23 protein-coding genes and 1 pseudogene are annotated in these 24,790 nt (G+C 69.5%); 11 read left to right on the top strand and 13 right to left on the bottom strand.

From position 1 onward, the window contains the following. Positions 1–11: 11 nt before the first annotated feature. Positions 12–833, bottom strand: coding sequence for a hypothetical protein (locus BVIR_RS14375; protein ID WP_055038270.1), 822 nt, complete (start codon positions 831–833; stop codon positions 12–14). A gap of 152 nt (positions 834–985) precedes the next feature. Here BVIR_RS14375 and BVIR_RS14370 point away from each other — a divergent pair, with 152 nt between their 5' ends. After that, entirely contained in the window at positions 986–1,708 is a 723-nt protein-coding gene (locus tag BVIR_RS14370) for a type 1 glutamine amidotransferase (RefSeq protein ID WP_055038269.1), read from the top strand. Between the two features lie 145 nt (positions 1,709–1,853). Here BVIR_RS14370 and olsB read toward each other — a convergent pair whose 3' ends face one another. From olsB to BVIR_RS14360, 3 genes are all read right to left on the bottom strand, one after another. Continuing rightward, positions 1,854–2,768 (bottom strand): l-ornithine N(alpha)-acyltransferase, encoded by a 915-nt coding sequence (gene olsB / locus BVIR_RS14365; protein WP_236823616.1) that lies wholly within the window; start codon positions 2,766–2,768, stop codon positions 1,854–1,856. Between the two features lie 302 nt (positions 2,769–3,070). Then, on the bottom strand, positions 3,071–3,286 hold the full coding sequence (locus BVIR_RS17070; RefSeq protein WP_145911948.1) for a hypothetical protein: 216 nt from the start codon (positions 3,284–3,286) through the stop codon (positions 3,071–3,073). Positions 3,287–3,592: 306 nt separating this feature from the next. Beyond that, positions 3,593–5,554 (bottom strand): response regulator, encoded by a 1,962-nt coding sequence (locus tag BVIR_RS14360; RefSeq protein WP_055038267.1) that lies wholly within the window; start codon positions 5,552–5,554, stop codon positions 3,593–3,595. A 168-nt stretch (positions 5,555–5,722) separates the two neighbouring features. Here BVIR_RS14360 and BVIR_RS16970 point away from each other — a divergent pair, with 168 nt between their 5' ends. Further along, positions 5,723–5,869, top strand: a complete 147-nt coding sequence (locus BVIR_RS16970) for a GrpB family protein (RefSeq protein WP_169788617.1) — start codon at positions 5,723–5,725, stop codon at positions 5,867–5,869. Positions 5,870–5,897: 28 nt separating this feature from the next. Here BVIR_RS16970 and BVIR_RS14355 read toward each other — a convergent pair. Further along, positions 5,898–7,433, bottom strand: a pseudogene (locus BVIR_RS14355) (YifB family Mg chelatase-like AAA ATPase); the annotation flags it as partial. Between the two features lie 398 nt (positions 7,434–7,831). On the opposite strand from BVIR_RS14355, the gene BVIR_RS14350 reads away from it, so the two are divergent. Continuing rightward, positions 7,832–8,374, top strand: a complete 543-nt coding sequence (locus BVIR_RS14350) for an outer membrane protein (RefSeq protein WP_055038266.1) — start codon at positions 7,832–7,834, stop codon at positions 8,372–8,374. Positions 8,375–8,608: 234 nt separating this feature from the next. Here the strand turns inward: BVIR_RS14350 and gshB are convergent, their stop codons facing one another. From gshB to rsmI, 3 genes are all read right to left on the bottom strand, one after another. Then, positions 8,609–9,550 (bottom strand): glutathione synthase, encoded by a 942-nt coding sequence (gshB, locus tag BVIR_RS14345; RefSeq protein ID WP_055038265.1) that lies wholly within the window; start codon positions 9,548–9,550, stop codon positions 8,609–8,611. 4 nt (positions 9,551–9,554) lie between these two features. Further along, positions 9,555–9,905: a YraN family protein gene (locus BVIR_RS14340; RefSeq protein WP_417852060.1), complete on the bottom strand. Its 351-nt coding sequence runs from the start codon at positions 9,903–9,905 to the stop codon at positions 9,555–9,557. 187 nt (positions 9,906–10,092) lie between these two features. Then, positions 10,093–11,001, bottom strand: coding sequence for a 16S rRNA (cytidine(1402)-2'-O)-methyltransferase (rsmI, locus tag BVIR_RS14335; protein ID WP_055038921.1), 909 nt, complete (start codon positions 10,999–11,001; stop codon positions 10,093–10,095). A gap of 119 nt (positions 11,002–11,120) precedes the next feature. Between rsmI and BVIR_RS14330 the strand changes: the two genes are divergently transcribed. Next, a complete protein-coding gene (locus BVIR_RS14330; RefSeq protein WP_055038264.1) occupies positions 11,121–12,326 on the top strand; it encodes a penicillin-binding protein activator in 1,206 nt (401 codons plus the stop codon). A gap of 21 nt (positions 12,327–12,347) precedes the next feature. Here BVIR_RS14330 and hemW read toward each other — a convergent pair whose 3' ends face one another. The 3 genes from hemW to rph are packed head-to-tail and all read right to left on the bottom strand — an operon-like array spanning position 12,348 to position 14,861. Next, positions 12,348–13,508, bottom strand: coding sequence for a radical SAM family heme chaperone HemW (hemW, locus tag BVIR_RS14325; RefSeq protein ID WP_055038263.1), 1,161 nt, complete (start codon positions 13,506–13,508; stop codon positions 12,348–12,350). After that, positions 13,495–14,145 carry an RdgB/HAM1 family non-canonical purine NTP pyrophosphatase gene (gene rdgB / locus BVIR_RS14320; protein WP_055038262.1) on the bottom strand — a complete coding sequence of 217 codons (651 nt, stop codon included), beginning with the start codon at positions 14,143–14,145 and terminating at the stop codon, positions 13,495–13,497. Before rdgB ends, hemW begins: the two co-directional genes overlap by 14 nt. A gap of 2 nt (positions 14,146–14,147) precedes the next feature. Next, positions 14,148–14,861: a ribonuclease PH gene (rph, locus tag BVIR_RS14315; RefSeq protein WP_055038261.1), complete on the bottom strand. Its 714-nt coding sequence runs from the start codon at positions 14,859–14,861 to the stop codon at positions 14,148–14,150. A 151-nt stretch (positions 14,862–15,012) separates the two neighbouring features. On the opposite strand from rph, the gene hrcA reads away from it, so the two are divergent. Together hrcA and grpE are read left to right on the top strand one after the other, a co-directional pair. Further along, positions 15,013–16,113: a heat-inducible transcriptional repressor HrcA gene (gene hrcA, locus BVIR_RS14310; RefSeq protein WP_055038260.1), complete on the top strand. Its 1,101-nt coding sequence runs from the start codon at positions 15,013–15,015 to the stop codon at positions 16,111–16,113. Positions 16,114–16,178: 65 nt separating this feature from the next. Continuing rightward, a complete protein-coding gene (gene grpE / locus BVIR_RS14305) occupies positions 16,179–16,811 on the top strand; it encodes a nucleotide exchange factor GrpE (protein WP_055038259.1) in 633 nt (210 codons plus the stop codon). A 286-nt stretch (positions 16,812–17,097) separates the two neighbouring features. Here grpE and BVIR_RS14300 read toward each other — a convergent pair whose 3' ends face one another. Next, entirely contained in the window at positions 17,098–18,027 is a 930-nt protein-coding gene (locus tag BVIR_RS14300) for a hypothetical protein (RefSeq protein ID WP_055038258.1), read from the bottom strand. A gap of 72 nt (positions 18,028–18,099) precedes the next feature. Here BVIR_RS14300 and BVIR_RS14295 point away from each other — a divergent pair, with 72 nt between their 5' ends. Then, positions 18,100–18,510, top strand: a complete 411-nt coding sequence (locus BVIR_RS14295; RefSeq protein WP_236823615.1) for a VOC family protein — start codon at positions 18,100–18,102, stop codon at positions 18,508–18,510. Between the two features lie 154 nt (positions 18,511–18,664). On the opposite strand, the gene lepB is transcribed toward BVIR_RS14295, so the two are convergent. Then, positions 18,665–19,375, bottom strand: a complete 711-nt coding sequence (lepB, locus tag BVIR_RS14290; RefSeq protein WP_055038257.1) for a signal peptidase I — start codon at positions 19,373–19,375, stop codon at positions 18,665–18,667. A 635-nt stretch (positions 19,376–20,010) separates the two neighbouring features. On the opposite strand from lepB, the gene dnaK reads away from it, so the two are divergent. The 4 genes from dnaK (at position 20,011) to pyrF (ending at position 24,715) form a co-directional block, all read left to right on the top strand. Then, positions 20,011–21,924 carry a molecular chaperone DnaK gene (dnaK, locus tag BVIR_RS14285; protein ID WP_055038256.1) on the top strand — a complete coding sequence of 638 codons (1,914 nt, stop codon included), beginning with the start codon at positions 20,011–20,013 and terminating at the stop codon, positions 21,922–21,924. A gap of 155 nt (positions 21,925–22,079) precedes the next feature. Further along, positions 22,080–23,213, top strand: coding sequence for a molecular chaperone DnaJ (gene dnaJ, locus BVIR_RS14280; protein WP_055038255.1), 1,134 nt, complete (start codon positions 22,080–22,082; stop codon positions 23,211–23,213). Between the two features lie 87 nt (positions 23,214–23,300). Further along, the gene (locus BVIR_RS14275; RefSeq protein WP_055038254.1) at positions 23,301–23,897 is read left to right on the top strand and encodes a class I SAM-dependent methyltransferase; all 597 of its coding nucleotides are present in this window, start codon (positions 23,301–23,303) and stop codon (positions 23,895–23,897) included. A gap of 113 nt (positions 23,898–24,010) precedes the next feature. Next, a complete protein-coding gene (pyrF, locus tag BVIR_RS14270; RefSeq protein ID WP_055038253.1) occupies positions 24,011–24,715 on the top strand; it encodes an orotidine-5'-phosphate decarboxylase in 705 nt (234 codons plus the stop codon). Positions 24,716–24,790 lie beyond the last annotated feature (75 nt).

Genomic DNA, 24,790 nt, shown 5'->3' with positions numbered 1-24,790 from the left:
TTGCGCCGCGCTCAGCCACCGGAAATTCCGTCCGGTGTAAAGGGCAGGTCCAGCATCCGCCATTGCGGATATTTGCCAGGCGGCAGCACGGCGTAAGGCTGGCAGCGGCGCAGCGCGTCCTGGGCCGCGCGCATCAAGGCCGGCCCGAACCTGGACGCGGTGCCCGCGATCAGCGCCGGCTCGCCGGCGAGCGCGCCGTTGCGCTTGAACGACACCCGCATCATCACCCGAAGCTTGGTGTCGCCGGCAATGCCGGGCGGAGCCGCCCAGCATTTCTGCACCGACGCCTTCAACGCGGCGATCTCGTCCGGCGTAAGCTTGGCCTTTTCGGTGGCAGCCGCGTCGAAATCGCCGGGCCGGTTGAGCTGCGCCATCTGCGTCATCATCTCCGCGTCGAACGGCTCCGGCACCTCCGCGGCAGATGGCTCGGCGGTGGGCACCTCGCCGGCGGGCGGAGCGGCGGCGCCTCCGGCCGGTGACGCCTGTGGCGGCTGTCCCGCATCCGGTGGGGTGCCGCCGGGCTTATCTTCGCCGGCGTCCGCGGCCGGGGCGGGCGGGGTCTTGCCGTCATCCTTGGCGCCGGGGCGAGCGTCGGGCGGGGTGTCGCGCTTGGGCGTTTCATCCGGCGCCGGATCGTCCTTCGGCGGCTCAACCTTGGCGGGCTCCATTTTGGGCGCCGCGGTCTGGTCCGGCGGCGCAGCATCGGACGGCACCAGCTCGACCTCGATGCCCGCTTCCGGCTCGACCGCGAACGGCGCCGGCCCGGCGAACACGATGGCGGCGGTCGCGATAACCAGATGAGCGGCCGCGGAAATCGCGAGGCCCTTGCGCATGACGGCCCTGTCGGTTGCAGCAGGGGTGTTTACGCGATCCGCCCGGCGCCGCCAATGGCGCGCGGCGCCGATGGCGGGCGATGCGGCGTTGGCATTGGACAGCCGCGCCCCGACGTGTCATCGAACGGTGTCTGTCCGGGTATGAGGCCTCCATGCGCTTTTTGGTTTTCCAACACCTCGACGTCGAGCACCCCGGCACGTTTCGCGAGCTGTGGCGCGAGGCCGGCATCGAATGGGATGCCGTCGAACTCGATGTCGGCGAGCCGATCCCGGCGCTGGAGCGCTATGACGCGCTGATCGTGATGGGCGGGCCGATGGACGTCTGGCAGGAGGCCGAACATCCCTGGCTGAAGCCGGAGAAAGCTGCCATCCGCCGCTGGGTGCGCGACCTCGGCCGGCCCTATCTCGGCGTCTGCCTCGGCCACCAATTGCTTGCCGAGGCGCTCGGCGGCACGGTCGGCCGTGCCAAGGCGCCGGAGGTCGGGCTGGGCACCGTCGAGCTGACCGCGTCCGGGGCCGCCGACCCATTGTTCGCCGGCTTTGCCAACCCGGTCGAGACCTTCCAGTGGCACGGCGCGGAGGTGACGCGGGTGCCGGAGGGCGGCGAGGTGCTGGCTGCGAACGGGCTGTGCGCCGTGCAGGCGCTCAAGTTCGGCCGGGCGGCCTATGGCGTGCAGTATCACGTCGAAATCGGCGAGGACACCGTGTCGGACTGGGAGGACATCCCGGAGTATGCGGCCTCACTCGAGGCGGCGCTCGGCAAGGAGGGCGTCGACAAGCTCGCGGTCGACACCATGGCGCGGCTGCCGCAGTTTGCGCTCGCCGCCCGCCGCTTCAACGACAATTTCCTGCAGGTGGTCGCGGCGAGCCGCTGACGCGCCGCCGCCGGTCCGAGACCCATCGCGCCACGTCACGCCGCGGCGAGCGGGGTCTGCCGGTTGCGCCGATAATCCGTGATCGAAACCAGGATTGTCGGCGACCCGGACGACGAAGCTCCGGCCGGATCGGCCGGAGCTCGTATTATGCCGGCTGGCGGTTGGCGGTCGGGCCGAAATGCTCGATGTAGCGCGGGCTGATTGCGGTGCGCGGCAGGATGATCAGCACGTCGGTGGTGCCGAACTGATGATCGACCACCGCGCCGTCGCCGACATAGCCGCCGAGCCGCAGATAGCCCTTCACCAGCGGCGGCAGCGCGTGCAGCGCCGCTTTGGCGTCGATCGCCTCTTTCGGCATGCGGTTCATCTCGACGTAACGGCTGGGCAGCGCGCGCGCCTGCCATTCCTCCGGCGGCCGGGCGAAATGGTGCAGGAACGACAGCTGCAGCGCCTGCGCGTCGGGATTGGTGCCCTCCAGCGAGGCGCAGCCGATCAGCGCGTCGATATTGTTGCGCACCACGTAGCGCCAGATGCCCTGCCACAGCAGTTCGACCGTGCGCTTGTTGCGGTAGGGCTTGAGCACGCACGAGCGGCCAAGCTCCAGGAAATTGAGCGTGGGGTGGCGGCCGATCAGGCTGCCGATGTCGAATTCGCCCGCGGTGTAGAACCCGCCATGGCGCATGGCGATGCTCTGGCGCAGCAGCCGATAGGTGCCGACCACCTTGGGCTGCGGCCGGCCGAACACGTTCACGGTGGCGTCGTGGTCGAACACCAGCAGGTGGTCGCACAGCGCGTCGAAGCCGTCGACGTCCCGGCGCGACAGCTTGGCCGCAGCGTCCGGAACCGCCGACATCTCGTCGTAGAACACCTTGTAGCGCAGCCGTTGGGCGCGCCGCACGTCGGCCGATTTACGGGCGAGGCGCACCTCCAGCGGTCCGATCCGGCCGAGCACGTCGGAATCGGACGGCTGCTGGCGGGTGTCGCGATGGCGAAACCCGCTATAGGCGCGCAACAAGGGAATGAAACCGCCGGCATGTTGGCCGGGCATGAATTTCGCCATGATTGCCTTCGGGCTCATTCCGTGAGCTCGCTTTGGCATGCCGTTTTCCCCCACCCGGTCCGCCGCCGTTCGCGTCGGTCGACCAGCCATCATCGGCACGGTCACGGAGACGACGAATCATCGGAAGAAATGCCAGTAAAGCATTTCGATGCGACGGTTAGAGCATAGGTGTCGGACAGTTCCGTGACAACTGCCGCCGCGCCCAACCAACAGCCTTGTGTGGGCGTAGAAGCAAGATTGTGTCGAGCGCGGCCCGGCGCCGGCCGGCGCAAATCTGTCACAGGTGTTTTGGCCGGCCGCCGTCAGGTTCCCGCAATAGGCGCTCGCAAAACTGCAGACAAAGCGCTGAATTTTTTTGGCATCGGCGCGCAGCCGCGCCGCATGCCGCTTAATTCCGCGTCAAAAATCGCGTAGTCGCCGGTGCGCCGGTTCGGTTGTGCTGGTGGCGCCTCGGCGCGGCCGGGGACGTCGGGGCGCGGCGGCGCCAACGCGGCGGCAAATTTGCGTGGATTTTGCATTGCACATCGTCGCCGTCTCCGGCGGCGATACTGCCGCGCGGGCAAGGACCACTGTGCGTGGTTTTCCTGGCGATGGCAAAAAGGCCGGGGAACACCGCGCCCGAATGAGTGTTCGTCTTTCGGTTCTTCACCTTTGGTCGGTGCCGGTCTTTCGTCTGCACGGCGGCGGCTGCGGATGGTCCACGCCCGCCGGATACGAAATCCGACCGATCAGGCCGGAAACCTGAATCCGGTCAACGAAACCTTCTGATCTGGGCTCTCGACAAACCCGCTTCCGACCCACGACGCGAGGCTGACCCGGCCGGCTCACGCCGCTGCGCGCTGTTCGCGGCTCGCCTCGGCCAGCGCCGCCTTCAGCTTGTCGGGGTCGAGCGGCTTGGTCAGAAAGCCGTCCATGCCGGCGGCCTGCGCGTCGGCTCGGTCCTCGGCGAAGGCATTGGCCGTGAGTGCGACGATGCGCACGCGGCCGGCCTCGCCCAGCGCCCGAATCCGCGTGGTTGCTTCCAGTCCGTCGACGTTCGGTAGGGACACGTCCATCAGCACCAGGTCGAACGGCGTACCGCTGGCGTGGGCTTCGCCGACCGCGGCGATGGCCGCCTCGCCGTCGCCGACCACCTGCACCCGGTGGCCAAGCTTGACCAGCAGGGTGCGGGTCAGGAATGCGTTGATCTCATTGTCCTCGGCTACCAGCACCGACAGCGGGCCGATCGCCTCGGCCCGGCCCGCGGTCTTGCTGTCGTCGTCCGCCGCCATCAATGCCGGCGCCAGCGCCGCCGGCAGGTTCGGCAACAGCCGCTCGGCGAGCGAGGTCGGCCGCACCGGCTTGACCAGATAGCCATCGAAGCCGGCCGCCTGCAGGTCGGCGAGTTCGGGCCGCTCCAGCGGCGTGACCAGCACGATGCGGCGCGGCGCGCGCGGGCGGGCTGCGGTGCCGAGCGCCTTGGCCTCGCCGAGGCCGAGGCCGCGGTCGACGATCACCGCGTCCCAGTCCCGATCCGACAGCACCGCCGCGGCGACCGTGGCGTCGGCGGCAACCACCACCGTGGCGCCCCAGGCGGCCAGCCGCGTCTTCAGCACTGGCGCCAGCACCGGCGAGGCGGTGGCCAGGAGATAGACCTTGCCGGCGAGGTCGGGCCGTGCGGACGGGTCGGCCTCGGCCGCCGCCGGCAGCGCCGCCACGAACGAGAATATCGAGCCCTGGCCCGCCTCGCTTTCCAGAGAGATCGAGCCGCCCATGCCGCGCACGATGCGCTCGGCGATGGCGAGGCCGAGGCCTGCGCCGCCGTGGCGGCGACTGGCGCGGGACTCGGCCTGTTCGAACTCGGCGAAGATGCGGGCGCGGTCCGCGGCGACGATGCCGGGGCCGGTGTCGGCGACCTTGAAGGCCAGCCGGCCATCGGCGGCGGCGGCGAGCGCGACGCTCACGCCGCCGCTCTCGGTGAACTTCACGGCGTTGCCGATCAGGTTGAGCAGCACCTGGCGCAGCCGCGCCGGATCGCCCAGCACGCGCCGCGGCACGTTGTCGTCGAGGTCGGCGACCAGCTCGATGCCTTTCATCTGGGCTCGCGGCGCCATCAGCTCGACCGTCTCCAGCACCAGTCGCGCCGGGTTGAACGAAATGAGCTGCAGGTCGAGCCGGCCGGCCTCGATCTTGGAGAAGTCGAGGATCTCCTCGATCAGTCCGAGCAGCGCCTCGCCGGAGGTTTTTACCGCCGAGGCATAGGTCTGCTGCTCCGGCGTCAGCGGCGTTTCGAGCAGAAGGTCGGTCATGCCGAGGATGCCGTTGAGCGGCGTGCGGACCTCGTGGCTGACGATGGCAAGAAAGCGGGTCTTGGCCTGGCTGGCCGCCTCGGCGCGCTCACGGGCGTCGGCGAGCTGGGCCAGCACCATGTCCGGCGTCGTCGGCGGCTGTGTGTCGGCCAACATCACCGAGGTGCCGGCTCGCAGCGACTGCTCGGCCACCACCAAGCGTTGGGTGAGGCTTCCAATGGCGCGGTCGCGCGCCGCGAGGCGCTGGTTGAACTTCATGCGCACGATCGCCAGCGCGCCGCCGAGCCCGACCGCCACCGCCACCGCCATCAGCCCGGCGGCGATCGCCACCCCGGTGCCGGCGGAGCCGCTCTCGGCCGCGCCGGCCGGTGCCGCCATCGCGACGATCGCCCACGCGCCGGCGGCGGCCGGTACCGCAAGCCGCCGGGCGCTGCATCCAGCCATGCGGCCGAACCGGCCGGCCGGTTCAAGGCGCGTGAGGGTCGTCAGACGTCGCATGAGGCTTCTCCGTAGCGTCGCGATGCAGCCTCGCCGATCAACCTTGCGCGGACGTATCGACCAGGCCGGGATACGCCCTGCCGCTGCCGTTGACTTAACGTCTTAGTTAGCGAAAGGTTGGCGTGCCGCTGACGCCGACGCGCGAAAAACCGTCGATGGGCGATAAGCTTGATCACCGACCCGGACCGCACCGCCGCCGATGCCGCGCTGAAACGGCGGCTGGCAGCGGATCATCCGGGCAACCGCATCGCCTACGGCCGCGGCAAGGCTGCATTCATCGAGGAGACCATGCGGCGGATCCGGTCGCCCCGGTAGCGCCGGCCTGGGTTGGCGTTTTGCCCAGGGCCGCCTGCATCGCGCCGTCCGCCGGCGGCCGGTAGGACAGCGCCTCGGCGAGGTGAAGGCGGCCGACGGTGTCGGCGCCGTCGAGGTCGGCGATGGTGCGGGCGACCTTCAGCACCCGGTGGTAGGCGCGCGCCGACAGCCGCAGCACGTCGGCCGCCTCGCGCAGCAGCGCGACGCCGGCGCCGTCGAGGCGGGCGATGTCCTCCAGCACCGCGCCGTTCGCCTCGGCATTGGTGAGGAGCTGCGGCAGGCCGAGCGCGGCGAAGCGCTCGATCTGCCGCGTCCGGGCGGCGGCGACGCGGGCGGCGACCTCCTTCGAGCCCTCGGCGGCCGGCGGCAGCACCAGATCGGCGGCGGAGACGGCGGACACCTGGATGGTGAGGTCGATGCGGTCGAGCAGCGGCCCGGACAGCCGGCTCTGGTAGTCGGCTTTGCAGCGCTCATTGGCGCCGCGCCGGCAGGTGTAGCCGGGGGTGTCCGCCTCGCCGCAACGGCACGGGTTCATCGCCGCCACCAGCATGAAGCGGGCGGGATAGGTGACGCGGTGGTTGGCTCTCGCAATCACCACCTCGCCGGTCTCGATCGGCTGGCGCAGCGAATCGAGCACCTGCGGCTGGAACTCCGGCAGTTCGTCGAGGAACAGCACGCCCTTGTGGGCGAGCGACACCTCGCCCGGGCGGGCGCGCAGACCGCCGCCGACCAGCGCCGCCATCGAGGCGGAGTGGTGCGGCGCCCGGAATGGCCGGCGGTCGGTGAGCGCGCCGCCCTGAAGCTCGCCGGCAACGCTCATCACCATCGATACCTCGAGCAGCTCGGCCGGGGCGAGCGGCGGCAGGATCGAGGGCAGGCGCTGCGCCAGCATCGACTTGCCGGCGCCGGGCGGGCCGACCATCAGGAGGTTGTGGCCGCCGGCGGCGGCGATCTCCAGCGCGCGCTTGGCACTCTCCTGGCCCTTGATGTCGGCGAGGTCCGGCAGCGGTGCGCCGGCGGTCATCACCTGCGGCGCCGGGCGCGACAGCACCTGGGTGCCCTTGAAGTGGTTGGCAAGCTGGATCAGCGACGATGGCGCCAGGATGTCCATGTCGGGGCTGGCCCAGGCCGCCTCCGGCCCGCTCGGGCCGGGGCAGATCAGGCCGCGGCCGCTGGCATTGGCGGCGATCGCCGCCGGCAGCACCCCGGCGACTGGCGCGATGCGGCCATCGAGCGCCAGTTCCCCCACCACCGAATAGCCGTTGAGGGCGTCGGACGGGATGGCGCCGATCGCCGCCATCAAGGCGAGCGCGATCGGCAGATCGTAGTGCGAGCCTTCCTTGGGCAGGTCGGCCGGCGCCAGATTGACGGTGATGCGGCGGGCCGGCAAGGCGAGGCCGGAGGCGATCAGCGCGGCGCGCACCCGCTCGCGCGCCTCCGACACCGCCTTGTCGGCGAGGCCGACAAGGTGGAACGCCGGCAGGCCCGGCGCGACCTGGACCTGGACATCGACCGGCAGGGCCTCGACGCCCTGGAACGCCACCGTCGCCACACGCTGGACCATGCCCGCCCCCGCATCTGCTATGCAAGGTAGCGTGCGGCCGAGCCGGGAGGCAACAATCACCGCCGCCGCAGCGGCTGGCACCCGCCGCGGCATCGCGGTTAATAATGAGTTTCCGCAAAGTCCAGCAGCGGCGGGCGATACGGTCTAGGGGCTTGAAACCGGCGGATTTGCCGAGCACTATCCAGTCGCTAACCGAAACCTCAGAGTGTCTAAGGGATTTGCGCACTGACGATGGCCGCGAATCGTCGTAATAAATTCAACTTGGCGCTGTTGCCAATTCGCAGTTCCGCCCTCACGGCATCGTTGAACCCGCACCAAGCGCGAAAACTCGACGGAAGAGGGGGTGTGCCGGTATGATTAGAGCGGGGTTCGCAGCGGCCTTGATCCTGGTCGCAGCGATGGACGTTGGATTCGCCATCGAGGTGCAGGAACGCCCGCCTGCCGAGGCGAGCGAGGCGTCGGCGCCGGAGATGGTGACGAAGCCGACCGGGTGGACGTTCCAGGGCGGCAGCAGCGCCGGCTATGATTTCCAGTTCGGCGCCCTCCTCCTTGGCATCGAGGGCGATTCCTATTTCGCCCACGCCGGCATCGACCACAACATCTGGGACGGCCAGACCTATCGCGGCGAGTTCGGCGGCGGTTGGGGCACCGTGCGCGGCCGCGCCGGCCATACCCTGGGCGGGGTGCTGCTCTACGGCACCGGCGGTGTCGCGATCGAGGATTCCGCGATCGAGGCCAGCGACGCGGCCGCCGGCAAGACGCGGGCCGGCTGGGTGGTGGGCGGCGGCGCCGAGCGGTCGTTCACGACCAACCTGTCGGCCCGGATCGAATTCCTGCGGCTCGATTTCGGCAGCTTCCGCGACGTCGGCGGGGCATCGCAGCCCAATCTCGACAAGAGCGCCGTCGACATGCTGCGGGTCGGCTTCAACTACCGCTTCTGATACGGTTCCTGGTTGATCAGTTCGGAATCGCCGTTGGCCAGGGCCGCGTCTTTTCCCTCTCCCCTTGCGGGAGAGGGTGGCGAGGATCAGCGAAGCGAAATCCGAGCCCGGTGAGGGGTATTTCAGCCTCCTCGGCGCGGGCACCCCTTGTAACTTGAACCGTCCGCGTTCGGGTAGAGTCCCCGGCTCGTGTGGCCGGTGGCAACCGGCAAATCGCCCTGCGAAGGCGGGCGCTCAGCGCCGCTTTGCCTCGATCGCATCCCAAGCCCCAGCGGCGAGATCGGGCCCGCCAAGCGCCTTGATGGCGCGGATGCCAGTCGGCGACGTGACGTTGATTTCAGTGAGATAGCCGTCGATCACGTCGATGCCGACCACGATGAGGCCGCGCGCTTTCAGCGCCGGGCCGATGGTTGCGCAGATCTCGCGCTCGCGCGGGGTGAGGTCGGTCGCCACCGCGGCGCCACCGCGCACCATGTTGGAGCGGATGTCGTCGACCTGCGGCACCCGGTTGACCGCGCCCGCCGCCTCGCCGTCGATCAGGATGATGCGCTTGTCGCCCTCGGCCACCTTGGGCAGGAACGCTTGCGTCACCCACGGCTCGCGGAAGGTGGCCGAGAACAGGTCGAAGAACGAGCCGAAATTGGCGTCCTGCGCATGGAGCCGGAACACCGCCGCGCCGCCGTGGCCGTAGAGCGGCTTCATCACCACGTCGCCGTGCCGGGCGCGGAACGCCTGGATCTCGTCGCGATCGCGGCTGATCAGGGTCGGCGGCATCAGCTCGGGAAACTCGGTGACGAACAGCTTCTCGGGCGCGTTGCGCACGGCCGCCGGATCGTTGACCACCAGCGTTTTGGGGTGGATGCGCTCGAGGAAATGGGTTGAGCTGATGTAAGCAAGGTCGAACGGCGGGTCCTGCCGCATCAGGATGACGTCGAAGGTCGAAAGATCGACGCGCTCGGCCGTACCCAGCGTGAAATGCTCGCCCTGGACATCCTTGACGGCGAGCGGCTGGACCGCGGCGAACACCTTGCCGCCCGCCATCGCCAGCCGGTCGGGCGTATAGTAGCCGAGCGCATGGCCGCGGGCCTGCGCCTCCAGCAGCAGCGCAAACGTGGAATCGCCGCGGATGTTGATCCGCTCGATCGGGTCCATCTGCACGGCAACGCGAAGAGTCATGGCTTTATCCATCGATATCGAATGCGGCGGGGATGTGCCGCGGCAGCGAGCGCGGTGCCACCAGCACCACGTCGAACCGCACGTCGAGCCCGTTGAGATCCGGCCGCGCCGCCAGCCAGGCCGAGGCGGCGTCAATGATGCGGCGGCGCTGGCGCGGCGTAACCGCATAGGCGGCATCATCCAGCGCGCCGCGCCCCTTGACCTCGACGAAGATCACGGTCGAGCGGTTGCGCGCGACGATGTCGATCTCGCCAAACGGCGAGCGCCAGCGCCGCGCCAGGATGCGGTAGCCCTTGCCGACCAGCAGCGCCGCCGCGACGCTTTCGGCCGACAGGCCGAAGCCGTGCGCGGCCAGCCTAGCCGGCGCCGGCTCGCCCGGCGCGGAGCTCTCGCGCCGACCGGCGTCGGGCTTGCCAACCTCGCCGGGGCCGACCAGCCGGCGGCCGCCGGAGGCCACCGCTTGGTCGGCCGTGAGCTGCGCCTTGATGTCGCCGGGCTTCACCAGGGTGCGGGCGGGGGTGACTGGGGACGGCCGCTTGCGCTCAGCCATGGTGGGGCTCGCGGGTCAGTTCGAGCGCGCGCTGATAGACTTGCCGCCTGGGCAGGCCGAGCGCACCCGCCACCTCGGCGACGGCGTCCTTCAGCGAGGCGGCGGCCAGCGCCGTCGCCAGCGCGGCGTCGATGTCGCTGTCGGCCGGGGCCGCCACCGGCAGCGGCGGGCCGACCACCACCACGATCTCGCCCTTGGGCTCAAGGCCCGCGATTGCCTCGGCCAGCTCGGCCAGCGTGCCGCGGCGGACGTCCTCGTGCAGCTTGGTCAGCTCCCGGCACACCGCCGCCGGGCGGCTCGGGCCGAGCGTCTCGGCCATGTCCTTCAAGCTGTCGGCGAGGCGGGGGCCGGTCTCGAACACCACCAGGCTCGCCGGCACCGCGGCGAGCTCGGCCAGCCGGCCGCGCCGCGCCGCCGATTTCGGCGGCAGGAAGCCCTCGAACAGGAAGCGGTCGGTCGGCAGGCCCGACACCACCATCGCCGCGAGCAGGGCGGAGGGGCCGGGCAGCGCCTCGACGGTGTGGCCGGCCGCGACCACCTCGCGCACCAGCTTGTAGCCGGGGTCCGACACCAGCGGGGTGCCGGCATCCGAGATCAGCGCCACCGCCGCGCCTTCGGCCAGCCGGGCGAGCAGGCGCGGGCGCATCTCGGCGGCGTTGTGCTCATGATACGGCAGCAGCGGGACCCGGATGTCGTAGCGGGCGAGCAGGCGGCTCGAGATGCGGGTGTCCTCGCAGGCGATCAGGTCGGCGCCGGCCAGCGTTTCCAGCGCGCGCAGCGTGATGTCGCCGAGATTGCCGATCGGGGTCGCCACCACGTGCAGGCCGGCCCGCGCCTTGGGGGCGTGAATTGAGGTGTTGCCGATCAGAAACGATCGCGCCTGATCGTGGGGGTTCGCCATCGGATACCGCTTGTCCACAGCCGACGCCCCCTTTACGGATGGGACGTAACCGTCGTTTTGACAGAATTCCGTGGTGATCGCACGCTTAACCGTCGGCGCCACCAACGCGGAGCAAGGGAATGTGCATCGCGACCCGTGCCAAGCAAAGGCAGGTCTCGCGCCGCGGCGCGCTGCAGTTGGCGGGCGCTGGCGCAACCCTCGGCCTCGCCGCTTCGCTCGGGGCGTGCCAGAGCAGCACCGTGTTCAGCGACGCGCCGGCGCCGCCGCCGGAGGCCAAGCCGGCGTCGACCGCGATCGGCAGCGGCTCGGTTCGCGTCGGCCTGATCCTGCCGCTGACGGCCAGCGGCAATGCCGGCGCAGCGGCGCAATCGCTGCGCAACGCCGCCGAGTTGGCGCTGGCCGAGTTCAACGCCCCCGATATCTCGCTCATCGTCAAGGATGACGGCGGTTCCGCCCAGGGCGGCCAGAGCTCGGCCGAGCAGGCGCTGGCCGAGGGCTGCGAGATCCTGCTCGGGCCGCTGTTCGCGGTGGCGGTGCGGCCGGCCGGCCAGGTGGCGCGGCAGCGCGGCGTGCCGGTGATCGCGTTTTCCACCGACGCCCAGGTCGCCACCCGCGGCGTGTTCCTGCTCAGCTTTCTGCCGGCCTCCGATGTCGACCGCATCGTCAGCTATGCGGCGGAGCAGCGCCGCAAGTCGTTCGTCGCCCTGCTGCCGGACAATGCCTACGGCCAGGTGGTCGAGGCCGAGTTCCAGCAGGCGGTGGCCCAGAGCGGCGGGCGGGTGCTCGGCTTGGCGCGCTATCACGCCGGCCAGACCCAGAGTGCGGTCGCGCAGGTCGCGGCGGTGGCGCGGCAGGCCGACTGCGTGTTCTTGCCCGACAACCGCGACGCCGCGCTCGCCGTGATCAACCAGCTCAAGGCGGCCGGGGTCGATACCGCCAAGACCGTGCCGATCGGCACCGGCCTGTGGGACGATCCCGGCGTCCATCGCGACGCGGCGTTCAACGGCGCCTGGTACGCCGCTCCGGACAATGCCGGCTTCCGCGGCTTTGCCCAGCGCTACCATGCCAAGTTCGGCAGCGAGCCGGTGCGGACGGCGTCGTTGTCCTATGACGCGGTGTCGCTGGTGGCGGCGCTGGTCAAGACTCAGGGCTCGCAGCGCTTTTCGGAAGGCGTGCTGACCAATCCGTCCGGCTTCTCGGGGGTGGACGGCATTTTCCGGTTCCGGTCGGACGGTACCTGCGAGCGCGGGCTCGCCGTGCACCAGATCGGCGCCGGCACCTCGCGCATCATCTCGCCTTCGCCCAAGGCGTTCGTCACGACCTGAGCCGCCCGGCAGCGGGGCGGCTTACGCGGCGAGGTCCGCTACCACGGCATCGAGGATCGGAAACCCCGCCTGGGTGACGCGCAGGCGGCGGTCGCCGATAGTCTCGACGAAGCCGAACTCGATGAGCTGGGCGATTCGCTCCGGATCGATGCGGCGGTCGGCCATGTCCGAATAGCGGCCGAGGTCGATGCCCTCGGCGAGCCGGAGCCCCATCAGCAGGAACTCGTCGCCGATCTCCTCCCGGCTCAGCACGTCGTCGACCACGGTGCCGGTCGCACCGGCCTCGACCCGCTGAAGCCAGGCCTCGGGGTTCCGCTCGGCGGCGAGCGCCCGCCGCCGACCGCCGACCGCCAGCCGGCCGTGGGCGCCGGGGCCGATGCCAGCATATTCGCCCGAGTGCCAATAGATCAGATTGTGCCGGCTCTCCGCCCCTCGCCGGGCGTGGTTGGACACCTCATAGGCCGGCAGACCGGCATCGCGCGTCACCGCCTGGGTGAGGTCGAACAGTTCGCGGGCAAGGTCGGCGTCGGGCGGCACGATCTTGCCGGCCGCATTGAGGGCGAAGAACGGCGTGCCCTCCTCGATGGTGAGCTGGTAGAGCGACAGGTGCTCGGTGCCGAGCGCGAGCGCGCTGGTGAGTTCCTGCTGCCAAAGGTGCGGGGTCTGGCCCGGCCGGGCGTAGATCAGGTCGAACGACACCCGCCCGAACACGCCCTGGGCGATCTCGAGCGCCGCCAGCGCCTCCTTCGCGGTGTGCATGCGGCCGAGCGCCCTAAGGTCGGCGTCGTTCAGCGCCTGCACGCCGAGCGAGGCGCGGTTGACGCCAGCGTCGCGGTAGCCGCGGAACCGGGTCGCCTCGACCGAAGTCGGGTTGGCCTCGATGGTGATCTCGATGTCGTCGTCGAACGACCACTGCTCGGCGATCGCTTCGAGCAGCGCCGCCACCGTGGCCGGCTGCAACAGCGAGGGTGTGCCGCCGCCGATGAAAATCGACCGCACCGTGCGCGGGCCGATGCGCTGGGCGGTGGCGGCAATCTCGCGGGTGAAGGCGCGGGCGAACCGCGCCTCGTCGATATCGTCGTGGCGGACGAAGCTGTTGAAGTCGCAATAGGGACATTTGGCCAGGCAAAACGGCCAGTGCAGATACACGCCGAAGCCCGGACCTGCATCATTCTCGGACAAATGACGCCTCCGCCAGTTTCAGGAAGGCGCGGGCACGGTGCGACAGGCCACGGCCGGCCGTCCAATCGACGCCGTGCTTTTCCTCGGCGCTCATTTCGCCGAATGTCCGCGTCTCGCCATCGGGAAGAAAGATCGGATCATAACCGAACCCGAGTTCGCCGCGCGGCGGCCACACGATGGCGCCGTCGATGGCGCCCTCGACCGCCACCACCTCGCCGTCGGGCCAGGCCAGGCAGAGCGCGGCGACGAAGCGGGCGATGCGCGCCTGCGGCGTCAGCGCGTTGCGGGCGGCAAGCTCGGCCTCGATTCTCGCCATCGCCGGCATGAAGTCCTTGCCCGCGCCCGCCCAGCGCGCCGAGAACACGCCGGGGGCGCCGTGCAGCGCCCACACCGCGAGCCCGGAATCGTCGGCCAAAGCCGGCAAGTTCGCGGCGACCGCGGCCGCCTGGGCCTTGATGCGGGCGTTCTCGGCAAAGGTGGTGCCGGTCTCGGCCGGTTCGGCAAGGCCGAGGTCGGCCGCCGAGACCGGCTCGATCTTGAACGGGGCGAGCAGTTCGCCGATCTCGCGCAGCTTGCCGGCATTGTGGGTGGCGACGACGAGGCGGCCCTCGCAGCGGCGCGCGGGGTGATGACCCATGATCAGGCCACCGCCTGCTTCTGCAACGCCACCAGTTCGCCGATCCCGGTGCGGGCCAGCGCCATCAGCGCCAGCAATTCGGCCTCGGAGAAAGGCTCCTTCTCGGCGGTGCCCTGGATCTCGACGATGCCGCCGGCGCCGGTCAGCACGAAATTGGCGTCGGTGTGGGCGTTGGAATCCTCAAGATAGTCGAGGTCGAGCACCGGCACGCCGTCATGGATACCGCACGACACCGCGGCGACGTGGTCCTTGAGCGGGATACGCGAAATCATGCTCCGCGCCTTCATCCAATTGAAGCAGTCGTGCAGCGCCACCCAGGCGCCGGTGATGGCCGCGGTGCGGGTGCCGCCGTCGGCCTGCAGCACGTCGCAATCGATGGTGATCTGGCGCTCGCCCATCAAAGGCAGGTCGACCACCGCGCGCAGCGCGCGGCCGACCAGACGCTGGATTTCCTGGGTGCGGCCGGAAGGCCGCCCGGTCGAGGCCTCGCGCCGGGTGCGCTCGTGGGTGGCTCGGGGCAGCATGCCGTATTCGGCGGTGATCCAGCCGCGGCCCTGGCCTTTCAGCCACATTGGCATCTTGTCCTCAAGCGTCGCCGCAACCAGGACGTGAGTTTCGCCGAACTTCACCAGGCAGGAGCCCTCGGCGTAACGCGCAACGCCGCGCTCAAGGGACACCGGGCGCATCTGGTCGGGGGCGCGGCGGGACGGACGCATGGAACGACTCCTGGGCTAAGATCGTGTTCTTCTAAGCAGGATTTTCCGACTGCGCCACCGCGCACGGCGCTCGCCGGAGGCACCGACCGCGCCAGCGGCCTTGCGGCGAGCGCCCGCGGACGACACATTAGGGGCGAAGGAGTTCAGTCCCTTGTCGATCGAACGTCCCGTCGTCGTGCCACACGCCACCTTGTCGCAGCTCGATCAGCGCTCGCGCGAAATCTTCAAACAGATCGTCGAGAGCTACCTTGCCACCGGCGAGCCGGTCGGCTCGCGCAACATTGCGCGGCTGATCACGACCCCGCTGTCGCCGGCCTCGGTGCGCAACGTCATGGCCGACCTCGAACACGCCGGCCTGGTTTACGCCCCGCACATCTCCGCCGGGCGGCTGCCGACCGAAACCGGCCTGCGGTTCTTCGTCGATGCCCTGCTCGAGGTTGGCGACCTTTCGGCCGAGGAGCGCTCCTCGATCGAGGCGCAGGTGGCCGGCGAGGGCCGCACCATGGCCGGCATCCTCGCCGAGGCCTCGACGCTGCTGTCGGGGCTGTCGCGCGGCGCCGGCGTGGTGCTGGTGGCCAAGTCCGACACCCGTATCAAGCACATCGAGTTCGTCGGGCTCGACCCCACCAAGGCGCTGCTGGTGCTGGTGGCCGATGACGGCCAGGTCGAAAACCGGGTGGTGATGCTGCCGCCCGGCCTGCCGGCGTCGGCGCTGGTCGAGGCCTCGAACTTCCTGTCCGCCCGCATCCGCGGCCGCACCCTGGCCGAAGCCCGCGCCGACATTGCGAGCGGGCTGGCGGCCGGCCAAGCCGAGCTCGACCAGCTGACGCAGCGTCTGGTGCAGGCCGGCCTCGCCTCCTGGTCCGGCGGCGCGGCGGGCGAGCGCCAGCTGATCGTGCGTGGACAGGCCAACCTGTTGGAAAACCTTAAGGCGCTGGAGGATCTGGAGCGCATCCGCAGCCTTTTCGACGACCTTGAGGCCAAGCGCGGCGTGATCGACCTTCTCAACCGCGCCGAGGTGGCCGAGGGCGTGCGCATCTTCATCGGCTCGGAGAACAAGCTGTTCTCGCTGTCGGGGTCATCCACCATCGCCGCGCCCTACCGCAACGCCGAGGGTCAAATCGTCGGCGTGATCGGCGTGATCGGGCCGACCCGGCTCAACTACGCCCGCATCATCCCGATGGTCGACTATACCGCCAAGGTGGTCAGCCGGCTGATGGGTGCGTCGATGCCGGACCCGACGCTGGCTTGATTTTTCACGATTCTCCGCCGATATCCCGGCGGGAATTGGTTAATTTCAGAGACAGGATCGCCGTTATGACGACGTCCGGACACCCGTTGAATCCCGAGCAGGCTGCCGAGACCGCCGCGGACGCCGCGCCGGCGGACCGCGCGGCCCCGGCGGATGCGACTCAAGCGAGCGCACCCCAGCCGAACCTGGAGGCCCTGGCCGCGGAGGCGGCCGACCTGCGCGACAAGCTGCTGCGCACCCTGGCCGAGATGGAGAACCTGCGCCGGCGCACCGAGCGCGAGGTCGCCGACGCCAAGAGCTATGCCATCGCCGCGTTCGCCCGTGACGTGCTCAACGTCGCCGACAACATGGAGCGCGCGCTGGCCGCGGTGCCGGCGGATGCGGTGTCGGGCGATGCCGCGTTGACGACCTTGGTGGAGGGCGTCGAACTCACCGAGCGCGAACTGGCCAAGACGCTGGAGAAGCACGGCGTGCGCCGGGTGGAGGCGGCCGGCGGCAAGTTCGACCCCAATCTGCACCAGGCCATGTTCGAAATTCCCAACCCCGACGTGCCGACCGGCACCGTGGTGCAGGTGGTGCAGACCGGCTACGTGCTCGGCGAGCGCATCCTGCGGCCGGCGCTGGTCGGCGTCGCCAAGGGCGGCCCCAAGGTGGCGCCCGAGGCGCCGCCGCCGAGCGAGCCTTCGGATCGGGGCTGAGAGACCGTTTGGAAACTCGGACGGCAGGCCGCGTTGTGGCGCGAACTGCCGGACGCCAGGAGGAAAGCAAGACCGATATCGGGGCGTACCTACGAGCTTTTTGACGCCGCGACCGGCGTTCGCCCCGCAACCCGAAGGGCCGGGCCGCTTTCGGGCGCCCGGTTCGTCGCCGATCTCGACCGTACTCCCCGGTACGCTCTTCGATCGGCTCCTGCCGGAGCGCCCGAAATCGGCTCCGGCGCGGCCCCGTCGGAGTTTCCAAACGGTCCTTTGAGACCAATCCGGGTCAGTTGAGTTCGATGCCGTCGCGCAGCGCGCGCAGGCGCGGCATCACCGCGTCGAACTCGGCCTCCGGCGTCACCGCGACGACGCGGACATAGCTGCCGCGCTCGACCCGGATCCACTGCACCAGCTTGACCGGGTTGCCGGTGGCCGCATCGACGCCGCTGGCGCGGATCTCGTGGCCCGGCACGCCGCGCACCCGCTGCGGCTCCGAACGGTCGACCCGCAGCTTCTTGACGGTCGGCATCCCGCCAACCAGACGGCGGGCGAACATGTCCATCTTTTCGCTGTCGGGGACGCCGCCGGCGCGGCCGACCACGATCAGGGTCTCCTTGCCGCCATTGTCATCGCCGCTGCCGGCCGAAAGATAGAGCGTGGTGCCGCCCAGCGTCCGCACCGGCTTGAAGCCGGCCAGCTCGCCGACCTGGAACGGCAGCGCGGCGACCTGCTGTTCGATCGGCGCCGGGGTTCTGAAGACAAGTGACAGCAGCGCCTCGCGCATCGCCTCCACCGGATAGGCTTCCCCGTTCGCGGTCGGCACCTCGGCCGTCGCCATCACCGCGCTCATCGGGCCGCGCGCGATCAGGATCCACTTGTTGACGGTCTCCGCCCCCACCGACTGCCGCCCCGACAGCAGCAGCGCCGGGCCGTTCGCCAGCGTCGACGTCGCGCGCGTTACCTCCGTCAGGCCCTTGGCGGTCAGCGACTCGTCGGTCATTTCCTGCGTCAGCACGCCATATGCCTCGCGCGGCAGATCGATGATCAGAATGCGCGCCCGCTTCTGGCTGTCCTGGAAGGCGGCGATGCCCGGCACCTGGGTCATGCCGGCGGGCGGCACCAGGCCGGCGGCGGTGCCCGGCGGAAACACCGGGCCCGCGGCGGCGGCCGGCCCCGCGAACACGGCGACAAGGGCGGCGACGGCGAGCGGACGCATGGGGTGTCTCCTCAGAATCGAGTTGGAATTGGCCGGACAGTCGTTCGAATCGTCATGACGCCGTCGAGGCGAATGGCCTACCTTCAGTATGAACCGATGGAGGCAGCGATGTGGACCCACGGCCATTTTTACTGGAACGAGCTGATGACGCGCGATCCCGATACCGTGCGGGCATTCTACGAGGCGACCGTCGGCTGGCGGTTCGCCGAGCATAACCTGACCGACGGTTCGCTCTATTGGGTGGCGTTCGCCGGCGACACGCCGGTGGCGGGCGTCTTCGCCATGTCGGGACCCGACTTCGAGGGCGTGCCGGATAACTGGATGCCTTATCTCGCGGTCGATGACGTCGAGGCGCGCCTCGAGGCGGCGGTCGCCGCCGGCGCGACGGTGATCCGGCCGGCGTTCACGGTGCCGGCGGTGGGCCGCTTTGCCATCCTGCGCCAGCCGGGCGGCGGCGCGATCGGCTGGATGACGCCGGCCTGATGCGACGGCGGTTGTCGGGCTCCGGTTGCTCCGTTCGGGGCCCGGAAACCACCTCGCCGAAATTCCCTCGATCAGGGACGAGTTGTCGGGGCCGGCAGCCGGAATACGGGGTTCCGACCGCACCGGCGGACCCCGCGTCACGCCGGATTTTGGCTCATTCGACCGACTGCAGCCAGCGCGGCGGCGGGCAGCGCAGGCCGGGCTCCGGCTCGCAGGCGCTGATCGAGTACATCACCGCCTCGACCCGGCCGATCAGGTTCTCGAACGGCACGGTACCGACTTCGGCGAACCGGCTGTCCTCGGAATTGTCGCGGTTGTCGCCCATCGCGAAGAAATGGCCGGCCGGCACCGTCATCTCCGCCATGTCGTTGCCGGGGCCGGAATCGGTGCGCTTCAGGATCGGGTGGCTGCGGCCGGCCGGCAGCTGCTCGCGATACTGCGCCACCCGCACCACCCAGCCCTCCGGCGCCCGGTAGAAGAACGGGCCCTCCGGCGCCCGTGCCGCCGGGGTGTCGTTGACGATCAGCAGGCCATGTTCGATGCGAACACGGTCCCCCGGCAGCGCCACCACCCGCTTCAACAGGTCCACGTCGGTGGTGGGGTGGCGGAACACCACGACGTCGCCGCGCGACGGCAGGCTGCCGAACAGCCGGCCGTCGGGTAACGGCAACCGCGGCAGCAGGGCGCCACCCGGCAGCGAGAACCGGCTGTAGCCATAGGCGGCCTTGTTCACGGCGATGCGGTCGCCGATCTCGATGGTCGGCACCATGCTCTCGGTCGGCACGTGATAGCTGGCGAGGGCGAACGACCGCAGCACCAGAAAGGCGGTGAGCGCACCGAGGACGGCCTTGATCTGGTTGCGCACGGAACGCCCCGAGGAATCTCTGCCGCCTTGAAGCAGAGGATTGTGACCCGACCGGGACCATATCGCCGGAGGGAAGATTTGCCAGAACCACGCGAAGGCGGGTTGCGGCAACGGCACCGGTTGACGTGGTGTGCGGCGATCGGCCGCGGCGGCGCCGATGTCGAAACCGCCTGGCCCTCGGTTGCCGCCCGCCGTTCGGCATTGCTGTCTTCAGCCAGCGCGATCGGCCCGCTGCCCGAGCAGGTTACCGGCGTTTCGGCTTGCCGTATTGTCAAGAAAATCCACTGCGCGAGACCCGGCCGGCGATCATCGACTCGGTGCGCGGCTGGCGGATGGCAAATGCCGGCCCGGAGGCCCGGCGAGGCGCTCCGCGACAACCTCCGCTCGATCACCACGCTGCACCCGAAGCCGTTCAATGGACGGTCGTGCCGTACCTCGGTGTGGCCGTCTCTGCTGCCCGGCTGAGAACGCGCCCCTTGTGGGGTGGAACCCCGCTCCTTATATAGCCGCCGAACCCTTGAGGGGCCGCGCTTTGGTCGGCCGCGGGGGCACGCAACGCCACTCCGCGACTTAAAGCCAATATCCGGGTGCTCTAAAGGCCCGGCCGGTCCGCTGCAGAAGGAAGGTTTACCGCAATGTCGAAAGTCATCGGCATCGATCTCGGCACCACCAATTCTTGCGTCGCCGTCATGGAAGGCAAGACGCCGAAGGTGATTGAAAACGCCGAGGGCGCCCGCACCACGCCCTCGATCGTCGCCTTCACCGACGATGGCGAGCGTTTGGTCGGCCAGCCCGCCAAGCGCCAGGGCGTCACCAATCCGGAGCGGACCTTCTTCGCGGTCAAGCGCCTGATCGGTCGCCGCTACGACGATCCGATGGTCGAGAAGGACAAGAAGCTCGTCCCCTACAAGATCGTGCGCGCCGGAAACGGCGACGCCTGGGTCGAGGCCGACGGCAAGGCCTATTCGCCCTCGCAGATCTCGGCCTTCACGCTGCAGAAGATGAAGGAAACCGCCGAGGCCTATCTCGGCGCCACGGTCGACAAGGCGGTGATCACCGTCCCGGCCTACTTCAACGACGCCCAGCGCCAGGCCACCAAGGACGCCGGCAAGATCGCCGGCCTCGAAGTGCTGCGCATCATCAACGAGCCGACCGCGGCCGCGCTCGCTTACGGCCTGGAGAAGAAGGGCAACGGTGTCATCGCGGTCTACGACCTCGGCGGCGGCACCTTCGACATCTCGATCCTCGAGATCGGCGACGGCGTGTTCGAGGTGAAGTCGACCAACGGCGACACCTTCCTCGGCGGCGAAGACTTCGACATGCGGCTGGTCAACTACCTGGCCGACGAATTCCAGAAAGAGCAGGGCATCGATCTGCGCGGCGACAAGCTGGCGCTGCAGCGTCTGAAGGAGGCGGCGGAGAAGGCCAAGATCGAACTCTCCTCGACCACCCAGACCGAGATCAACCTGCCGTTCATCACCGCCGACAAGAGCGGGCCGAAGCACCTTGCGCTCAAGCTCACCCGCGCCAAGTTCGAGGCGCTGGTCGACGACCTCGTCCAGAAGACCGTCGAGCCGTGCCGCAAGGCGCTGAAGGACGCCGGCCTCACCGCCGGCGAGATCGACGAGGTGGTGCTGGTCGGCGGCATGACGCGCATGCCCAAGGTCCAGGAGATCGTGAAGCAGTTCTTCGGCAAGGAGCCGCACAAGGGCGTCAACCCCGACGAGGTGGTGGCGATCGGCGCGGCGATCCAGGCCGGCGTGCTGCAGGGCGACGTCCGCGACGTGCTGCTGCTCGACGTCACCCCGCTGTCGCTCGGCATCGAGACGCTGGGCGGCGTGTTCACCCGCCTGATCGACCGCAACACCACCATCCCGACCAAGAAGAGCCAGGTGTTCTCGACCGCCGAGGACAATCAGGGCGCGGTCACCATCCGCGTCTTCCAGGGCGAGCGCGAGATGGCGGCCGACAACAAGATGCTCGGCCAGTTCGACCTGATGGGCATTCCGCCGGCACCGCGCGGCATCCCGCAGATCGAGGTGACGTTCGACATCGACGCCAACGGCATCGTCAATGTCTCGGCCAAGGACAAGGGCACCGGCAAGGAGCAGCAGATCCGCATCCAGGCCTCGGGCGGCCTGTCGGAGGCCGACATCGAGCGCATGGTCAAGGACGCCGAGGCCCATGCCGACGACGACAAGAAGCGCCGCGAGGTGGTCGAGGCCAAGAACCAGGCCGAGGCTCTGGTCCACTCGACCGAAAAGTCGCTGGCCGACTACGGCGCCAAGGTGTCGGAAGCCGACCGCAAGGTGATCGAGGACGCCCTGGCGGATCTGAAGACCGCACTCAAGGACGACGATGCCGAGACCATCAAGGCCAAGGCCAATACCCTCGCCCAGGTGTCGATGAAGCTTGGCGAGGCGATGTATGCCGCCAGCCAGGGCGGTGAGGCTGGGGCCGGCGAAGGCGGTGCCAAGCAGGACGACGTGGTGGATGCGGAGTTCACCGAGGTCGACGACGACAAGAAGAACAACAAGAAGTCGGCCTGACGCGCGGAGCAGACCATGGCCCTCACCCGGCGAGACCAACAGAAGTCTCCGGGTGGGGGCTTTTCCCTTTCCTGTCCGGTCCGATCCTGTCTGGTTCAGGCCCCGACGGCGGCCGATTGCGCCGCCGGAGCCGGGAGCACCCGCACATAACCGCCATGTCCAAACGCGACTATTACGAAATTCTCGGCGTTGCGCGCGAGGCCAGCGAGGGCGACCTCAAATCGGCCTTCCGCAAGCTCGCGATGAAGTGGCACCCGGACCGCAACCCGGGGGACGATCAGGCCGAGCACCGCTTCAAGGAGCTCAACGAGGCCTACGACGTCCTCAAGGATGAGCAGAAGCGCGCCGCCTACGACCGGTTCGGCCACGCCGCCTTCGAGCACGGCATGGGCGGACCCGGCCCGGCCGGGTTCGGCGCCGATTTCGCCAATACCTTCGCCGATATCTTCGACGATCTGTTCGGGGTGGGCGGCAGGGCACGCTCGCGCGCCTCCGGCCGCGAGCGTGGTGCCGACCTCCGCTACAACATGGAGATCTCGCTCACCGAGGCTTACAAGGGCAAATCGGCCCAGATCCGCATCCCGACCACGGTGTCGTGCGAGGCCTGCTCCGGCTCGGGCGCCAAGCCGGGAACCAGCCCGACGCCCTGCCGCGCCTGCGGCGGCGCCGGCCGCATCCGCCACCAGCAGGGCTTCTTCACGCTGGAGCGCACCTGCCCGACCTGCCAGGGCCGCGGCACGGTGATCGACGACCCCTGCCAGGTCTGCGGCGGCGCCGGCCGCATCACCCGCGACCGCACGCTCGGCGTAAACATCCCGCCCGGCGTCGAGGACGGCACCCGCATCCGCCTCTCCGGCGAGGGCGAGGCCGGCGTACGCGGCGGGCCGAGCGGCGATCTCTACATCTTCCTGTCGATTCAGCCCCACGCCTTCTTCCAGCGTGAGGGCTCGGACCTGTATTGCCGGGTGCCGATCTCGATGGTGACCGCGGCACTGGGGGGCGAGTTCCAGGTGCCGACCATCGACGGCGGCAAGACCAAGGTGAAGGTGCCGGAGGGCACCCAGTCCGGCAAGCGCTTCCGCCTGGCGGGGAAGGGCATGCCGGTGCTGCGCTCGAAAGCCTATGGCGACATGTACGTCCAGGTGGTGATCGAGACGCCGCAGAAACTCTCGAAGCGGCAACGCGAACTGCTACAGGAGTTCGACAAGGCGTCATCCAAGGAGAACCATCCTGAATCCGCAGGCTTTTTCGCCAAGGTTCGGGAATTCTTTGACGGGATGCGCGAGTGATGCGACGTTTGGTCGAACCCCGCCTTGACCGGCCTGTTACCGCAGTTTAAGCCTGTTCCACCTCGCCGGGCCGTCCGGAAACCGGTTATGCTCCAGAAAACGCTCCAACAGAAGAAGCCGCTGCGCCTCGACGATGAGCTGCGCTTTCTGCAGTCGTGGTTCCAGCGGCCATTGACCACCGGTGCCGTCGCGCCGTCAGGGCGCGCGTTGGCCAAGGCCATGGCCGAACAGGTCGATCTGGCCCGGCCTGGGCCCGTGGTCGAACTTGGTCCCGGCACCGGCGCAGTTACCGAAGCGCTGATCGCCCGCGGCCTCGACCCCAGCCGTCTGGTCCTGGTCGAGTTCAACACCGAATTCAGCCACCTGATGTCGCGCCGCTATCCCACCGCCACGGTGGTGCATGGCGACGCCTACACCTTGACGCGGACGCTGCGGCATCAACTGGCCGAGCCGGCCGCCGCGGTGGTGTCGTCGCTGCCGCTGTTCACCAAGCCGTTGCTGCACCGCCTGACCCTGCTCAACGCCGCGTTCCGGCTGATGCAGCCCGGCGCGCCGTTCATCCAGTTCACTTACGCGGTGGTGCCGCCGATCCCCAAGGACGCCGGCGACTACACCGCCACCGTAACCCGGCGTATCTGGCTGAACGTGCCGCCGGCGCGGGTCTGGGTTTACCGCCGAGCTTGAGCTAAAAGCGGAAGCGGTCGCGTATCAGCGTCCAGCCGGCGCGACCGACGGCACCGCGTGGTGCCCGACCGCCGACATCGGTCCGCCGTCGAGCCTCAAGGGATCTGCGCTTCATGATCGTACCGGCCCGCGAACGCCTGATCGTTGCGCTCGACGTTCCGAGCGTCGCCGAAGCTGAGCATTTGGTCGAGACGCTCGCCGAATCGGCGGTGTTCTACAAGATCGGGCTTGAGCTCGCGATCGCCGGCGGCATCGACTTCGCCGGCGAGCTGATCGCCGCCGGCTACCAGGTGTTCCTCGATCTCAAGCTGCACGACATCGCCAACACGGTGGAGCGCGCCACCCGTAAAGCCGCCGAGCTCGGGGTGTCGTTCCTCACCGTTCATGCCTATCCGCAGACCATGCGCGCCGCGGTCGCCGGGCGAGGCGATTCGGAGCTGAAGATTCTCGGCGTCAGTGTTCTCACCTCGTGGGACCAGAGCGACCTCGCCGCCGCCGGTGTCGAGGCCTCGGTCGCCGCCACCGTCGCCCGCCGTGCCGCCCAGGCCAAGGAAGCCGGCGTCGACGGCCTGGTGTGCTCGGCCGAGGAGGTCGCGGCGGTGCGCGCCGTGGTCGGGCGCGACATGGCGCTGGTGACGCCGGGCATTCGCCCGACCGGCTCCGCCGTCGGCGACCAGAAGCGGGTGATGGGTCCGGGCGCGGCGATCCGGGCCGGCGCCGACTTCCTCGTCGTCGGCCGGCCGATCATCGCAGCGCCCGATCCCAAGCGCGCCGCCGACCTTATCGTCGGCGAGATCGCCGCGGCCGCCGCGATCTGAAGGCAGAAACCGTCGTCGCCCCGGCCGCAGCGAAGCGGAGAGCCGGGGCCGTGCGCAGGTTCTACTCTGTCCTGC

This window comes from Blastochloris viridis, from assembly GCF_001402875.1.
Lineage (GTDB): Bacteria > Pseudomonadota > Alphaproteobacteria > Rhizobiales > Xanthobacteraceae > Blastochloris > Blastochloris viridis.
This window is presented reverse-complemented; position numbering and strand designations above follow the sequence as displayed.